The organism is Gilliamella sp. ESL0254 (assembly GCF_013344985.1).
GTDB classification, from domain to species: domain Bacteria; phylum Pseudomonadota; class Gammaproteobacteria; order Enterobacterales; family Orbaceae; genus Gilliamella; species Gilliamella bombicola.
This window is the reverse complement of the sequence record NZ_JAAEDU010000005.1, coordinates 1-16,555: the sequence shown is the minus strand read 5'-3', so window position 1 is coordinate 16,555 and position 16,555 is coordinate 1. Positions and strand designations below refer to the sequence as shown.

General features: G+C 35.5%; 16 protein-coding genes and 1 rRNA gene. 13 read left to right on the top strand and 4 right to left on the bottom strand.

Translation table 11 applies throughout. The features are described from left to right. The first annotated feature begins 448 nt into the window (after window positions 1-448). The 11 genes from yceD (at window position 449) to GYX25_RS09850 (ending at window position 11,899) form a co-directional block, all read left to right on the top strand. Complete coding sequence (gene yceD, locus GYX25_RS09900; RefSeq protein WP_174787292.1) at window positions 449-958, top strand: 23S rRNA accumulation protein YceD; 510 nt, start codon at window positions 449-451, stop codon at window positions 956-958. Between the two features lie 4 nt (window positions 959-962). After that, window positions 963-1,130, top strand: coding sequence for a 50S ribosomal protein L32 (gene rpmF, locus GYX25_RS09895; RefSeq protein WP_025316508.1), 168 nt, complete (start codon window positions 963-965; stop codon window positions 1,128-1,130). A gap of 33 nt (window positions 1,131-1,163) precedes the next feature. Beyond that, on the top strand, window positions 1,164-2,210 hold the full coding sequence (gene plsX / locus GYX25_RS09890) for a phosphate acyltransferase PlsX (RefSeq protein WP_091350024.1): 1,047 nt from the start codon (window positions 1,164-1,166) through the stop codon (window positions 2,208-2,210). A 4-nt stretch (window positions 2,211-2,214) separates the two neighbouring features. Continuing rightward, a complete protein-coding gene (locus GYX25_RS09885) occupies window positions 2,215-3,168 on the top strand; it encodes a beta-ketoacyl-ACP synthase III (protein WP_091350022.1) in 954 nt (317 codons plus the stop codon). A 35-nt stretch (window positions 3,169-3,203) separates the two neighbouring features. Continuing rightward, window positions 3,204-4,139, top strand: coding sequence for an ACP S-malonyltransferase (gene fabD, locus GYX25_RS09880; RefSeq protein ID WP_174787291.1), 936 nt, complete (start codon window positions 3,204-3,206; stop codon window positions 4,137-4,139). A gap of 16 nt (window positions 4,140-4,155) precedes the next feature. After that, window positions 4,156-4,890 (top strand): 3-oxoacyl-ACP reductase FabG, encoded by a 735-nt coding sequence (gene fabG, locus GYX25_RS09875; RefSeq protein ID WP_091350017.1) that lies wholly within the window; start codon window positions 4,156-4,158, stop codon window positions 4,888-4,890. 150 nt (window positions 4,891-5,040) lie between these two features. Continuing rightward, complete coding sequence (acpP, locus tag GYX25_RS09870) at window positions 5,041-5,274, top strand: acyl carrier protein (protein WP_034910452.1); 234 nt, start codon at window positions 5,041-5,043, stop codon at window positions 5,272-5,274. 160 nt (window positions 5,275-5,434) lie between these two features. After that, window positions 5,435-6,679, top strand: coding sequence for a beta-ketoacyl-ACP synthase II (fabF, locus tag GYX25_RS09865; RefSeq protein WP_174787290.1), 1,245 nt, complete (start codon window positions 5,435-5,437; stop codon window positions 6,677-6,679). Between the two features lie 195 nt (window positions 6,680-6,874). Beyond that, complete coding sequence (gene dnaE / locus GYX25_RS09860) at window positions 6,875-10,354, top strand: DNA polymerase III subunit alpha (RefSeq protein ID WP_174787289.1); 3,480 nt, start codon at window positions 6,875-6,877, stop codon at window positions 10,352-10,354. A gap of 195 nt (window positions 10,355-10,549) precedes the next feature. Beyond that, window positions 10,550-11,509, top strand: coding sequence for an acetyl-CoA carboxylase carboxyl transferase subunit alpha (gene accA, locus GYX25_RS09855; protein WP_091350007.1), 960 nt, complete (start codon window positions 10,550-10,552; stop codon window positions 11,507-11,509). Window positions 11,510-11,530: 21 nt separating this feature from the next. Next, the gene (locus tag GYX25_RS09850; protein WP_091350004.1) at window positions 11,531-11,899 is read left to right on the top strand and encodes a diacylglycerol kinase; all 369 of its coding nucleotides are present in this window, start codon (window positions 11,531-11,533) and stop codon (window positions 11,897-11,899) included. Window positions 11,900-11,959: 60 nt separating this feature from the next. Here GYX25_RS09850 and GYX25_RS09845 read toward each other — a convergent pair whose 3' ends face one another. The 4 genes from GYX25_RS09845 to metK all read right to left on the bottom strand — a co-directional run bounded on the left by GYX25_RS09845 (window position 11,960) and on the right by metK (window position 15,065). Next, on the bottom strand, window positions 11,960-12,802 hold the full coding sequence (locus tag GYX25_RS09845; RefSeq protein WP_085247002.1) for a 23S rRNA (adenine(2030)-N(6))-methyltransferase RlmJ: 843 nt from the start codon (window positions 12,800-12,802) through the stop codon (window positions 11,960-11,962). Then, window positions 12,802-13,227 (bottom strand): hypothetical protein, encoded by a 426-nt coding sequence (locus tag GYX25_RS09840; RefSeq protein ID WP_141683359.1) that lies wholly within the window; start codon window positions 13,225-13,227, stop codon window positions 12,802-12,804. Before GYX25_RS09840 ends, GYX25_RS09845 begins: the two co-directional genes overlap by 1 nt. A gap of 199 nt (window positions 13,228-13,426) precedes the next feature. Next, window positions 13,427-13,930, bottom strand: coding sequence for a SprT family zinc-dependent metalloprotease (locus GYX25_RS09835; protein ID WP_085247000.1), 504 nt, complete (start codon window positions 13,928-13,930; stop codon window positions 13,427-13,429). Beyond that, window positions 13,914-15,065: a methionine adenosyltransferase gene (gene metK / locus GYX25_RS09830; RefSeq protein ID WP_085246999.1), complete on the bottom strand. Its 1,152-nt coding sequence runs from the start codon at window positions 15,063-15,065 to the stop codon at window positions 13,914-13,916. Before metK ends, GYX25_RS09835 begins: the two co-directional genes overlap by 17 nt. A 217-nt stretch (window positions 15,066-15,282) precedes the next feature. Between metK and murI the strand changes: the two genes are divergently transcribed. After that, window positions 15,283-16,098 (top strand): glutamate racemase, encoded by an 816-nt coding sequence (gene murI, locus GYX25_RS09825; RefSeq protein WP_174787288.1) that lies wholly within the window; start codon window positions 15,283-15,285, stop codon window positions 16,096-16,098. A 390-nt stretch (window positions 16,099-16,488) separates the two neighbouring features. Further along, window positions 16,489-16,555: ribosomal RNA gene (locus GYX25_RS09820) — 16S ribosomal RNA — on the top strand; the annotation flags it as partial.

Here is a 16,555-nt window from a genome sequence, read left to right as displayed (position 1 = left end):
AGCCAAATGCCGAAGGCAAGGGTATTTACTTTATAGTTGTTGGGTTTTTATAACTAGAATTACTCAAAAATATGAACTCCTTAAAATAAATACGACTGTTATTAGTGCTGTTCGTGAAATTCCTGAAGGTTTTTTTCTTTCTAGGCAGTGTGATTTTAGATGTTGAATTTAACTATTTACGTATGCAAATTGCCTTCAGAACAATTATGGACTCGCCTAATCAAGAAAAATCCAATCATATAAAATGTATGATTATGATGAAACTGTTATAACAATAATAAAGTTACATAAATTAAAAAATATTAAAGTAATGTTCAATATTTAAATCAAATTATATTATAATCTAGCATTGACGAAAACCTTATTTAAAGGTAATATGCGCGCCTTATGTATTGTGTTCTTTTTAAGAAGGAACATAAGAGTAACTTTAAGGTAGCATGCATATTTTATGCAAAATAAATTGCCATTAACAATTGACCCAATTAAAGCAGCACAAAAAAGGCTTGATTATATTGGATATTATCCAGCTAAAAGTGTAGCTAGGGTTGAAAGTCCACAAAGTGATATTGAGTGCAGCTTATCTTTTAAGTTTGATGAGCAGCGGCTTTGTGTTATTACAATTGATGCAAAAATAACGTTAGAACTGATTTGCCAACGTTGTTTTAAACCTTTTATCACAGAAGTTCATGTGATGAATAAATTTAGTCCTGTTAAGAGCGATGCTCAAGCAGAGGCACTACCGGAACATTATGAGCCCGTTCTTATGAACGAGTTTGGCGAAGTAGATATATTAGCGTTACTTGAGGACGAAATCATTCTCTCGTTACCAATTGCGCCGGTACATAATAGTAAACACTGCGAAGTGTCAGAGGCTGATATGGTATTTGGTGACATTCCAAGTGAGAATGAAAAACCGAATCCATTTGCAATTTTAGTTAGTTTAAAGAATAAGGGGTAAATCCATGGCTGTTCAACAGAATCGTAAAACTCGTGCAAAACGTGGTATGCGTCGTTCTCATGATGCATTAACAGTTGCTAATATCTCAGTTGATGAATCAGGTAAAACACATTTACGTCATCATGTAACCGCAGATGGTTATTATCGTGGTCGTAAAGTAATTTCTAAATAATTACTCTGAAATTAGAAATTATTAGGTGACATTTTGGATAGTCTAACCATTGCGTTAGATGCTATGAGCGGGGACTTAGGTCCTCGTGTTGTTGTTCCTGCTGCAATACAAGCTCTAAATTGTTATCCAAACCTTTCTATTTTTCTGGTGGGTGATCCAACAGAAATTAGTCTTTTTTTGTCAAAAGAAAATAAAAAGCTTATTTCTCAATATCAACAAGATAGGCGTTTAATTTTGACTGAGTCAACGGCCGTTATTACTAATGATATGAAGCCTTCTTATGCGATTCGTCATAGTCAAGGATCATCAATGAGAATAGCTCTTGAACTGGTTAAAAATAACAATGTCCAAGCTTGCGTGAGTGCCGGTAATACCGGCGCACTGATGGGACTTTCTAAATTACTTTTACACTCTTTAACAGGTATTGATCGTCCTGCTTTAGTTGCTATAATTCCTGCTCTAAATAATCAAAATACAGTTGTGTTGGATTTAGGGGCGAATGCTGAATGTGATAGTGATATGCTTGTGCAATTTGCCATAATGGGGCAAATTTTAGCTAAAACGCTGCTTAAAATTGAACATCCTCGAGTTGCATTGCTTAATATTGGAGAAGAAGACATTAAAGGATTGGATAAAATACGTGCAGCTGCTTCTATTTTAAAATCGAATGATCAAATTAATTACATTGGTTATTTAGAAGGTAATGAGCTTCTGACTGGTAAGACCGATGTGTTAGTTTGTGATGGCTTTGTTGGCAATGTGACTTTAAAAACAGTAGAAGGATTAGTTAAAATTTTCATGTCGTTATTTAAGTCGTCTTTTGATCACAATTCATTATTAATGAAGCTATTAAGTAAATGGTTACAAAGAAAGGTGTCAAAAAATTTTGGTTATTTAGATCCCGGACGATATAATGGTGCTTGTTTGCTTGGACTTAAAAGTATTGTGATTAAAAGTCACGGTAGTGCCAACCAAAAATCATTTTTTGCTGCAATTGAACAAGCTATTTTTGCGATACAAACCAATATACCTGAGAAGATTGCAACGAGTCTTTCTTCCGCACTACCCAAGAGCGAATAATTAGATGTATACAAAGATATTAGGAACAGGGAGTTACCTTCCAAAACAGATAAGAACCAATGCTGATCTAGAAAAGATGGTTGATACCAGCGATGAATGGATCACAACCCGTACTGGCATTAAAGAAAGACGCATTGCCGCTCCTGATGAAACTGTAACGAGCATGGCTTATCAAGCAGCAATTAATGCTATTGAGATGGCTAATATTGATAAAAATGATATTGGTATGATTATTGTTGCAACAGCGACTTCAGTCAATGCTTTTCCAAGCTCAGCAACTGAATTACAAGCTAAATTAGCAATAGGGGATGTGATTGCATTTGATGTGTCTGCAGCTTGCTCGGGATTTGTTTATGCGTTAGATATTGCCGATAAATATGTTAAAAGCGGTGCTATTAAATATGCTTTGGTTGTTGGTTCTGATATGCTAACTCGCGGTGTAGATCCAAATGACCGAGGGACTGTTATCATTTTTGGTGATGGTGCAGGAGCGGTTGTTGTTGGTGCATCAGAAGAACCGGGTATTATTGCTTCACATCTTCATGCTGATGGTCGATATGGTGACTTATTAAAATATCCATATGTTGATCGCCGTGATATAAATGATCCAGTTTACATGACCATGCATGGCAATGAAGTGTTTAAAGTGGCGGTTAAAGAGCTTTCAAATTTGGTTGATGAACTTTTAACTGAGAATGCATTTAACAAAGCTGATTTAGATTGGTTAGTACCACATCAAGCTAATTTAAGAATTATTTCAGCAACTGCAAAACGCCTAGATATGGATATGAGTAAAGTCATTGTCACATTGGATAAGCAGGGTAATACTTCTGCTGCTTCTGTGCCTTGTGCTTTAGATACTGGTGTGCGAGATGGGCGAATTCAACGAGGTCATCTAATTTTATTAGAGGCCTTTGGTGGTGGGTTTGTTTGGGGATCTGCGCTAGTTAGATTTTAATTTATGATGTATTTTTTATGATCAAGGATTTTATAATGACCAAATTTGCAATGGTATTTCCAGGACAAGGCTCACAAGCAGTCGGTATGTTAAAAGATCTTGCTGATGACTTTCCAATTGTGAAATCAACATTTGATGAAGCCTCTGAAGTACTCGGTTACAATTTGTGGGATTTAGTACAACAAGGTCCTACAGAGGAATTAAATAAAACTTGGCAAACCCAACCTGCATTGCTTGCTTCATCTGTTGCAATATTTAAAGTATGGCAAAGTGTTAATGGTGTACAACCTGATTTTATGGCGGGTCATAGTTTAGGTGAGTATTCTGCGTTAGTTTGTGCTGGTGTGATTGATTTTAAAGATGCCATTAAATTGGTTGAATTACGTGGTAAATTAATGCAAGAAGCTGTACCAAGCGGTACAGGAGCTATGTATGCAATCATTGGACTTGATAATGATTCAATTCGTAATGCATGTGATCAAGCTGCTCAAGGTCAAGTTGTTGCACCAGTGAATTTTAATTCACCTGGACAAGTCGTTATTGCTGGTAATAAAGAGGCAGTTGAACGTGCAGGTATATTATGTAAAGAAGCTGGTGCCAAGCGAGCATTACCTCTTGCGGTTAGTGTACCTTCTCATTGTGCATTAATGAAACCTGCTGCAGATAAGTTAGCCGTTGCATTAAATAATATTGAATTTAGTGCACCAAAGTTTGCGGTTATCAATAATGTCGATGTAAAAGTTGAAACATCTGCAGAAAAAATTAAAGCGGCATTAATTGCTCAACTTTATAGCCCAGTACGTTGGACTGAAACTGTAGAAAATATGGCAAAACAAGATGTAAAACTTTTAGTTGAAATGGGGCCAGGTAAAGTATTAACAGGATTAACTAAACGTATTGTTGATACACTTTCCGGTATTGCGGTTAATGATAAAGCATCATTAGAAACAGCATTAGAAAATACAAAGTAAAAATAAAGAGGTAGTTATGAATCTATCAGGAAAAATTGCCTTAGTTACAGGTGCAAGTCGTGGTATAGGCAAGGCTATTGCTGAAAAACTTGTTTCTTGTGGTGCAACTGTTATTGGTACCGCAACAACAGAAAAAGGTGCTGAGGCTATTAGCCACTATTTAGGCTCAAATGGTAAAGGTTTATCCTTAAATGTGACCAATGAAGAATCAATCGAATCTGTGATTAATACAATTAAAACGGAATTTGGTGATATTGATATTCTTGTTAATAATGCAGGTATTACTCGTGATAATTTGTTAATGAGAATGAAAGAAGACGAATGGCAAGATATTTTAGATACCAATTTAACGTCTGTGTTCCGTTTATCTAAAGCATTAATGCGCACAATGATGAAAAAACGTTATGGCAGAATTGTGACTATTGGTTCTGTAGTAGGGACAATGGGAAATGCAGGTCAAGCTAACTATGCAGCAGCTAAAGCAGGATTAATTGGTTTTAGTAAATCATTAGCTCGCGAAGTTGCATCGCGAGGAATTACTGTTAATGTGGTTGCACCTGGTTTTATTGCAACGGATATGACGGATGCGCTAACTGATGAACAAAAAGCACTGACATTATCTCAAGTTCCAGCGGGTCGTTTAGGTGATCCTGCAGAAATTGCCAATGCTGTGGCATTTTTGGCTTCAGATGAAGCATCTTACATTACTGGTGAAACTTTACATGTCAATGGCGGCATGTATATGGTGTAATTGAGTAGAATAGTGTAAAATAAAGCAATATTTTGATATTTTGAACAAAAAATAAGCAGTTGGGTTGGAAAATGATTGGCATCTTTTTCAACATTTTATAAACTTACATTCACCGCCACTTTCGGCGATTTTTATAGGAAAAAAAAGAGTATGAGCACTATTGAAGAGCGAGTTAAGAAAATTATTGTTGAGCAACTTGGTGTAAAAGAGGAAGAAGTTAAAAACGAATCTTCTTTCATTGAAGATCTTGGCGCTGACTCTCTTGATACAGTTGAATTAGTTATGGCTTTAGAAGAAGAATTTGATACTGAAATTCCTGATGAAGAAGCTGAAAAAATCACAACTGTTCAATCAGCAATTGATTATATTACTGCGAATCAATAAGGTTAGCAGAGTTTTCACCATAGGCGGTCAAATGATCGCCTAGTTTGTATCAGTAACTTTAATTATTAAATTAGAGAAGATTTGGTATAAATTGGTAGAAAATTTAAAATAAAATTTTCAATGATTCAAATTTCATTTCAATCCTTTTCTGGAGGACAATGTGTCTAAACGCAGAGTTGTTGTCACCGGAATGGGCATGATATCTCCAGTAGGTAATACAGTTGAGTCCACTTGGCAAGCACTTTTAGCAGGCCAAAGTGGTGTTGAGCTCATAGAACACTTTGATACTGCCCCTTTCGCAACGCGCTTCGCCGCAATGGTTAAAAACTTTAATGGCGAAGATTATAATATTTCACGTAAAGATGCACGTAAAATGGATTATTTTATCCAATACGGTATTGCTGCAGGTATGCAAGCAATGCAAGATGCTGGCATTGAGATCACGGAAGAAAACGCAGAACGAATTGGTTGTGCGATCGGTTCAGGTATCGGTGGACTCGGGCTAATTGAAGAAAACCACAGTGCATTAGTCAATGGTGGACCACGCAAAATTAGTCCGTTTTTTGTTCCATCAACAATAGTTAATATGATTGCAGGTCATTTATCCATTATTTATGGATTAAAAGGTCCTAGTATTACTATCGCAACAGCATGTTCTTCTGGTGTGCACAACATTGGTCATGCTGCACGTATGATTGCTTATGGTGATGCGGATGCAATGTTAGCTGGAGGTGGCGAAAAAGCCAGTACTCCACTTGGAATTGGTGGCTTTGGTGCCGCTCGAGCCTTGTCAACCAACAACAGTAATCCTAAAGCAGCAAGTCGTCCTTGGGATAAAGATCGTGATGGTTTTGTGTTGGGTGATGGTGCTGGAATCATGTTCTTAGAAGAATATGAACATGCTAAGAAGCGTGGTGCTAAAATTTACGCTGAGCTTGTCGGGTTTGGTATGAGTGGCGATGCTTATCATATGACTTCACCCCCAGAAAACGGTAGTGGTGCCGCATTAGCAATGAAATGTGCAATTCGCGATGCAGGAATTATGCCTGAGCAAGTAGGTTATATCAATGCTCATGGCACATCAACACCAGCTGGTGATAAAGCAGAAACCCAAGCGGTAAAAAGCATTTTTAAAGAAAATGCTAATAAAGTGATGGTGAGTTCAACTAAATCTATGATTGGGCATTTATTGGGTGCCGCTGGTGCTGTTGAATCAATTTTCACTGTACTTGCATTGCGTGATCAATCTGTGCCACCAACAATTAATTTAGATAATCCTGATGAGGGGTGTGATCTTGATTATATACCGCATACTGCTCGTCAAGTTAAAAACTTAGAATATGCACTTTGCAACTCATTTGGTTTCGGTGGAACTAATGGTTCTGTGTTGTTTAAAAAAATCTAGTTTTCTCTATCCGCCGATAATATTTTATCGGCGGAATGCCTTTAACATAGGAATTTTCATTTATAAAAATTATAATTGAAACTATCCTTATCTTTTTTTATTCAAGTAGAGCTTGTAATTAAAGAGAGTAAGAATATTCCTACTGCTTGTGTTATAATCTATGTAATTTTTTAAGCATAATCATATCTGGTAATTATGGTGGAACCTAAATTTATTCATCTTCATTTACATAGTGATTTCTCGATGGTTGATGGAATTGCGAAAGTTGGCACATTAGTAAATGAAGTGAGCAAGTTACAGATGCCTGCTTTTGCGATCACAGATTTTACTAACCTTTGTGGATTGGTTAAATTTTACGGTTCGGCAATGTCAAAAGGTATTAAACCGATTATTGGAGCAGATCTTGCTATAAAAAGTTCAAACATGCCTGATGATATTTATTATTTAACTTTATTAGCTGCTAATAATGAAGGATATCATAACCTTACTTTATTGATTTCCCAAGCTTATCAACGTGGTTATCTTGGTGATAGACCGATTGTTGATCAGGAATGGTTAACTAGGCATCGTGCTGGATTAATTGTATTAGCTGGACGAGAAAGTGATGTTGGTATAGGTATTATTCGTAATAATCAAGTTATCATTGATAATGCGATTAATTATTATCTCGAAAATTTTAATGAATACTTTTATTTTGAGTTGGTACGAACTAACCGAGCTAATGAAGAACTATTTATTCATCGTGCTGTAAATTTAGCTGAGCAATATTTGTTACCCGTTGTTGCAACTAACGATGTTCGATTTTTGAAATCCTCTGATTTTGATGCTCACGAGATTCGTGTTGCTATTCATGATGGTAATACGCTAGAAGATCCTTCCAGACCTAAAAACTATTCGGCAGAGCAATATCTACGAACAGAACAGGAAATGTGCGAACTATTTTCTGATATTCCTGAAGCGCTTGAAAATAGTGTTGAAATAGCAAAACGCTGTAATGTTTCCATTCGATTGGGTGAATATTTTTTACCTAAATTTCCAACCGGCGGTATGTCAACTGAAGACTTTTTAGTGCATAAATCACGCGAAGGATTAGAAGAAAGACTAGCGTTTTTATTTCCTGATCCAGAAGTTAGAAAGCAAAGACGCCCTGAATATGATGAGCGTCTAGAAACCGAATTAACTGTAATTAACCAAATGGGCTTTCCTGGTTACTTTTTGATTGTTATGGAGTTTATACAATGGTCGAAAGATAATGATATTCCAGTTGGTCCAGGACGAGGCTCTGGTGCTGGTTCGCTAGTTGCATATGCTTTAAAAATTACCGATTTAGATCCACTTGCGTTTGATTTACTTTTTGAACGTTTTTTAAATCCAGAACGTGTTTCAATGCCCGACTTTGATGTTGATTTCTGTATGGAAAAACGCGATCTGGTTATTGATCATGTGGCTGATATGTATGGTCGCGATGCTGTTTCCCAGATTATTACCTTTGGTACTATGGCAGCTAAAGCGGTCATTCGAGATGTTGGAAGAGTGCTTGGGCATCCTTATGGGTTTGTCGATCGTATTTCAAAATTAATACCTTTAGATCCAGGTATGACACTAGCCAAAGCTTTTGAAATTGAGCCTCAGTTACAAGAGTTATATGATAATAATGAAGAAGTCAAATCATTAATTGACATTGCACGTCAATTAGAGGGGGTAACCCGAAATGCTGGTAAGCATGCCGGTGGTGTTGTAATTTCACCTACTAAGATAACTGATTTTTCTCCAATTTATTGTGATCCAGAAGGACATCATCCGGTTACTCAGTTTGATAAAAATGATGTGGAATATGCAGGTCTTGTAAAGTTTGACTTTTTGGGATTACGGACATTAACCATTATTGATTGGGCAATCAAAATGATTAATGAACGTCAGCTGCGAGAGGGTAGCGAAAAAGTCGATATTACCCGAATTCCTTTAGATGATGAAAAATCTTTTGAATTATTATTAAAAGCTGAAACTACAGCGGTGTTCCAACTTGAATCCCGTGGTATGAAAGATTTAATAAGACGTCTAAAGCCCGACTGTTTTGAGGACATGATCGCTTTAGTTGCATTATTTCGTCCAGGTCCCCTACAATCAGGCATGGTCGACAATTTTATTGACCGAAAACATGGACGAGAAGAGGTTTCTTACCCTGATATTAAGTACCAACATGACTCATTAAAACCTATTTTAGAACCAACGTATGGTATTATTTTATATCAAGAACAAGTGATGCAAATCGCACAGACTCTTTCTGGTTATACATTGGGAGGTGCTGATTTATTGCGCCGAGCTATGGGTAAGAAAAAACCTGAAGAGATGGCAAAGCAACGTTCTGTTTTTAAAGATGGTGCTGAAAAACAAGGTATTGATGGTGAGCTGTCGATGCGAATATTTGATTTGGTTGAAAAATTTGCCGGATATGGTTTTAATAAATCTCACTCGGCAGCTTATGCGCTTGTTTCTTATCAAACTTTATGGTTAAAAACTCACTATCCTGCCGAATTTATGGCTGCGGTTATGACCGCCGATATGGATAATACCGATAAAATTGTTGGTTTGGTTGATGAATGTTTGCGGATGGGGTTAAAAGTCAATCCTCCAGATATTAATAGCGGCCTATATCACTTTCATGTAAATGATAAAGGTGAGATTGTTTATGGTATTGGGGCTATAAAAGGTGTTGGCGAGGGTCCTATAGAGGCAATTGTTGAAGCACGTAACAGTGGGGGATATTTCAAAAATATTTTCGAACTTTGTGCTCGAACAGATATGAAGAAGATCAATCGCCGAGTACTTGAAAAACTCACTATGGCAGGAGCTTTTGATAAATTAGGTCCTCATCGTGCGGCTATATTGCATAGCATTAATGATGCAATGCAAGCGGCAGATCAATATGCTAAAGCGCAAGATATTGGTCAAGAAGATATGTTTGGTGTTTTGGCGGAAGAGCCTGAACAAGTTGAGCATGCTTATGCTGCAGTTCCTGAATTACCTGATCAAGTTTTGCTTGATGGGGAACGTGATGCCTTAGGACTTTATTTAACAGGACATCCAGTAACTCAATATTTAAAAGAATTAAATCGTTATACAGGTGGACTACGAATTAGTGAGGCCTCTCCAACAGGTTGGGGGAAGATGGTCACTTTTGCAGGTATTGTTGCTGATTCTCGGGTTCGCATTACTAAAAAAGGTAAAAAAATTGGTTTGTTTACTTTGGACGATCGTTCAGGTCGAATTGATGGTATGCTTTTTGCGGAGTCTTTAGAAAATTTTGGACATTTACTTGTAAAAGATAAAATATTGATTGTTACAGGTCAAGTGAATCATGACGATTTTAACGGTGGTTTTAAAATATCTGTGCGTGATATTGTTGATCTAAAAGATGCTCGAGCTAAATATGTGAAAGGATTGTCGATTACTTTAACTGAAAGTGAAACAAATCAATCAATATTACAACGTTTACAACAACTGTTTGAACCTTATCGGCATGGTAGTGTACCTGTTAACTTATATTATCATCGAGATGATTCAGTTGTTAGGATTCAATTTGGCACGACATGGAGAGTTATTCCAGAAGATGCTTTAATTATTGAATTAAAAACACTACTTGGTATTGATCGTATTGAATTTGAGTTTGAATAAATAAAGCTACTTCCAGTAAATGCAAGTGGCACGATATTGGAATTGTTGAGGTCTAATGATATAAATATAGGTGACTTCAATGAGTATTACATAGTAGAATTGATTTAATTTTATCTTAAAAATTAGTCAGTATACTATATTAAAGAGTGTATTTTTTTAAAATACCAAATAAATTAAGAGGCAATTACAAGCGTTATGAACAATTTTTTGGAATTTGAAAAGCCGATAGCGGAATTAGAAGCAAAAATTAATTCCTTAAAGAATATTGATTCACAACAAGTTGAATTAGATATTAATTTAGATAAAGAGATTAAGCAATTACATAAAAAAAGTCGTGAATTAACAAAAAAAATATTTGCTAATTTAACTCCTTGGGAAATTGCGCAATTAGCTAGACATCCAAATCGTCCTTATACATTGGATTATATAAAAGAAATTTTCACTGATTTTGATGAATTAGCTGGAGATCGGGCTTATGCCGATGATAAAGCAATTGTTGGTGGAATAGCTCGTATTGATGGACGAGCTGTGGTAGTTATTGGACATCAAAAAGGACGTGAAACAAAACAGAAAATTTATCGAAACTTTGGTATGCCGGCTCCAGAGGGTTATCGTAAAGCTTTACGATTAATGCAATTAGCCGAACGTTTTAAATTGCCTATCATTACTTTTATTGATACTCCCGGAGCTTACCCAGGTATCGGTGCTGAAGAACGGGGTCAAGCAGAGGCTATTGCACGTAATTTAAGAGAAATGTCACGCCTTAAAGTGCCCACCATTTGTACAGTCATTGGCGAAGGTGGATCTGGGGGAGCACTAGCGATTGGCGTAGCAGATAAAGTAAATATGCTTCAATATAGTACTTATTCTGTTATCTCACCGGAAGGTTGTGCTTCTATCTTGTGGAAAAGTGCCGACAAAGCCCCTATTGCTGCTGAAGCCATGAATATGACAGCAGATAATTTATTAAAGTTAAATTTGATTGATTCAATCGTACCAGAACCACTTGGTGGGGCTCACCGAGATTATACTGCTATATCTGTTTCACTCAAAACTCAGCTACTTAGTGATCTTGATGAACTTGAAAGTATGGATTTATCTGTATTACTAGAAAGAAGATTTCAACGTTTGATGAACTATGGTTATGTAAGGTAATTTTAAATCTGGAACATTATAATGAAAAAATCGACAGGATTACTTCGTATCTTTAATGCGACAAAATACTCTTTAAAAGGCTTAAAATCAGCAATCAAACATGAAGCTGCATTTCGTCAAGAGTTAATTGTATTAGGAGTGGCTTATGCTATTGTAATGCTGGTTGATTTTTCTATTTATGAACGTATTTTGTTACTTGGTTCGATCGGTGTTGTGATGATTACCGAGTTAATTAATAGTGCAATCGAGTGTGTTGTTGATCGTATCGGCCATGAAAGACATGAGCTATCTGGCCGAGCGAAGGATTATGGTTCAGCTGCTGTATTTTTGTCGTTATTATTGACTATTACCCTGTGGATCTATCTATTTTCTTGTCACTTTTTCTCATGACTTTTTACTTAGACATAGATTTTTTTAGAATCTTTGTGACAATAGACAACTAATAAAAAACTATTCAGAAACGAGTTCTTTAATTATGTAATTTCCGGTTTTTTCTGTATCTAACGTTGTTTTTAGCCATGGCATAACTGCATGCATTTGTTCATGTAATTTCCATGGTGGATTAATTACTATCATTCCTGATGCGGTCATGCCTTTTTGATTGTTATCTGGTTTTATTGCTAGCTCAAACTGTGAAATTCGTTTAATACCTAAATTCACAATGCCATCAATCATTTTTTGTGTTTGGCTGCGAGACACAACAGGATACCAAATTAAATAGACACCAGTTGCAAAACGCTTATAGGCTTCAAACAGTGCTGTAGGAATTGTTTGATAATCGTCCTTTATTTCATAGGAAGGATCGATCAATATTATGCCTCTGCGTGAATCTGGTGGTAACTTCGATTTTAATTGAGAAAAGCCATCTTCACGTAAAATTTTTGTTCGTTTATCTTTACTAAACTCTTGCCTTAATAAAGGATAATCAGTTGGATGTAATTCAGTAAGATTGAGCTTGTCTTGCTCACGTAATAATTGCTTGGCAATTAATGGTGAGCCAGGATAATATTTTAATTCTTCAAAAGGATTATATCTTTTTAGTATCGATATATAGGTATTTAACAATGCAGGGATATTAGATTGTTGCCAAATCAAATTAATTCCTGATAAATATTCACCTGTTTTTGCAGCATGTTCACTTTTTAATAGGTATCGACCTGCGCCTGAATGTGTATCTAAATATAAAAAAGGTTTTTCTTTTTCTTTTAATGATTCAATACAGAATGTTAAAACAATATGTTTTAATACATCCGCATGATTACCTGCATGATAACTATGACGATAGCTTAACATTATAAATTCTCCTTCTTTTGTTCATTTTTTTGCATATAGAAGGTCGTTAAAGCTAAACAAAGAAGGCAGGGGATCTCCATTAATTCTTCTATTAAATCTTTTCGTTCCCTTGTTATAACTAAGAATTGATGGCCAATACGGTGGTGTTCTGCAATATCAGCTATACCTAAGAATAAAAAAGCCAAAAATATATGCCACACTGGAATTTTTTCAAATTTGTAGCGACGAACAATTTCTTGACGGATTGTGGGTAAAAACATACTGAGTATTGGAATTACTATTAAAAAACTAGCAATAATTTTATAATAAAAACGCGGTACTTCAGGAAAAAAGTCTCGCCCCCAACTAATCCCCCGACCAAAAAGCATCAACCACCAAAATATTGTCCAAATCCAAAATTTATATAGATTTGAATGTTCAGCCATTTTTTTTGCATAACAGTAAGTATAGCCGCACATAAATAATAAAAAGAGTGATTGAACATGTTCAATAAGTGTGACAGTAAGTCCATTATATAAAGGTATAAAAAAATTACCTATAATATAAAGAGTAATACCAAGAATAATAATCGATAAGGAACTTTTGTAAAAATGATAATCTAATTTACACATGTATATCTTAATATCAAGTAGTGTTTTTAAGTTTGAGTATAGTATCGCATTTACGGCATAAATAACTAGTTTTATTATTTTGAATTTTATTATGTCTTATGGATGTTAGGTGATGTTGTTGACACTTGCAGTAGTATAAATAAGTATTGCGGTGTACTGTAAAACGATGAGTGGTCGTTGGGATTTTGCCTAATATTTCTGACATAATATATTGCCATTGTTTACCATGTGGCTTTACTTTTCCAAATTCTTTAAAAACAATTAGATGGGCTAATTCATGAGGTACCACTTCCTCAATAAAATGCATACCATTTTCTAGTAACATAATTGAATTAAGTTGAATTTCCCAACGTACTAAAAATGCACTGCCCGCAATGCTCCCTTTCGGTTTATAGATGATTTTAGGTTCTGTATATTGAGTATGTAGAAGTTGATTGGCTTGTATTAAGTGAGTTCTTAAACAAGCCATTACCTGATTATGTAAATAAATTGGTATGCGTTTATAGTCCAGCTGCATCGCGAAGTAGTGCTGCTTTATCGGTTTTTTCCCAAGGAAAGATATCTCGCCCAAAATGACCGTAACTTGCAGTTTGTTGGTAAATTGGCTGAATAAGGTCAAGCATCTGAATCAATCCATAAGGTCTTAAATCAAAAAATTCTTTGATAAGTGTAACAATTTTATGGTGATCGATTTTTTCAGTACCAAAAGTATTAACATAAATTGATGTAGGATTGGCAATACCAATTGCATAAGATATCTGTAATTCACATCTGTCAGCAAGTCCAGCTGCAACAATATTTTTTGCTACATAGCGTGCAGCATAAGCTGCTGAACGGTCAACTTTTGATGGATCTTTTCCTGAAAAAGCTCCACCTCCATGACGCGCGGCTCCGCCATAAGTATCTACAATAATTTTGCGGCCAGTTAACCCACAATCTCCCATAGGACCACCAATAACAAAGCGTCCAGTTGGATTAATAAAGTATTTAGTCCTTGACGTTAACCATTCGGTTGGTAATGTAGGTTTAATGATTTCTTCCATAACAGCTTCATGTAATGCTTTTTGGTCAATGGCTTCTGAATGCTGAGTAGATAAAACGATAGTATCAACCCCTTTTATTTGACCGTCTTGGTAAATTAATGTGACTTGGCTTTTTGCATCGGGTCTTAACCAAGGAAGTGTACCATTTTTTCTGACTTCTGCTTGGCGACGCATTAAATCATGCGCATAACTTATGGCTGCAGGCATAAAGTTTGGCATTTCATTGGTCGCATAACCAAACATTATACCTTGATCGCCTGCACCTTGTTCCAGTGGATCTTTTCGATCGACGCCTTGATTAATGTCAGGAGATTGCTTGCCAATAGCATTAAGCACCGCACATGAATTTGCATCAAATCCCATTTCTGAACTGGTATAACCAATATCATTAATGGTTTTTCTTGTTAATTCCTCAATATCTACCCAAGCTGAAGTTGTGATTTCACCACCAACTAAAGCCATACCTGTTTTTACATAAGTTTCACATGCGACTCGTGCTTTTGGATCTTGTTTTAAAATAGCATCAAGCACAGCATCAGATATTTGATCGGCGATTTTATCTGGATGTCCTTCTGAAACGGACTCTGAAGTAAATAAAAATTCTGACATAATATATCCCCTTTTAACTTATTGAATGCAATGCTTGAACTACAATACTATAGTTTAAGATCTTTAATTTTAGCAGTTTTACCATCTAGACGTCTATTTTAATAATTTATTACTAAAAAAGCCAGTCTTCCCTAACACAAAATTGCTTGCATTAATTTTTAATCAATTTACGATATTGCGCGTTTCTAATTTATTATCTAATAACCTATAACTAAAAATGAATATTGTAAGACAATCTCCGTCGGTGTTAGTGTTTGATTCAGGTATTGGTGGATTAACTGTTTATAATGAAATTTATAATAAAGTGCCTAATGCACACTATATCTATGCATTTGATAATGAACTGTTTCCTTATGGAGATAAATCAGCAGAGTTTTTAATTAATCGAGTCAATTCAGTCATAGAAACTATTACTAAATTTTATACAATTGATTTAGCGGTTATTGCCTGCAATACGGCTAGTACTGTCTGTTTACCTAGCTTACGTTCTAAATTTTCTTTTCCTATTATTGGTGTTGTACCGGCTATTAAACCAGCTAGCTTACTTACTAAAAACAAATGTATAGGGTTATTAGCAACCAAAGCTACAATAGAGCGAACCTATACAACCAATTTAATTCAGCAATTTGCAGCAAATTGTAGTGTTCAATTGTTAGGTCTTTCTGAATTAGCACTTATAGCCGAAAATAAATTACAGGGTATTACTGTAGATATGCAACAACTAAAAGAATTAATGCAACCTTGGCTTGAATTACAAACAGTCCCCGATACAATTGTGCTTGGTTGTACGCATTATCCTTTTATTAAAAAAGAATTACAGATGATTTTTTCTCAAGCTACCTTTATAGATTCAGGTTATGCGATTGCAACCAGGGTTTATAATTTGTTAAATGATAAATACGATCTGAAACAAAAAACTTCAGATGCGTCTGAAAATATTGTGCTAAGTACAAACTATAACCAGTCTGTAGAAAAGTTGATTAAAAAATTATCTAATTACAATCTTAATAAATATCAATTAATTAAAGCTTGATGTGTTTGAATGTTGCGCTAACGAATAAATATTTTATCTTTTTTACTTGCCAAAAAAAAAGAAGTCCCTATAATGCGCATCCACTGACACGCAGTCAGCGACAAGCAGACAGTGAGTTAGAAAGCGAGGTCAAAAATTTTAAAAAAAGATCTTGACGAATGAAAAGGTGTAGCGTAGTATACGCAGCCCTTGAGACAGTAAACTAAATTAACAAAATGTTGATTGAAAGTTGAAGCTGTTAGCTCTTTAAAAATAAGAAACAGACAATCTGTGTGGGCACTTGCAAGACGAAGAATTAAAAGTCTACGGACTTAAAAATATCAAGTCTTAATAAGTGACACTGAAGATTCATTTGAATATGTCAGAGACAGTTATTGAGCATCAAACTTTAAATTGAAGAGTTTGATCATGGCTCAGATTGAACGCTGGCGGCAGGCTTAACACATGCAAGTCGAAC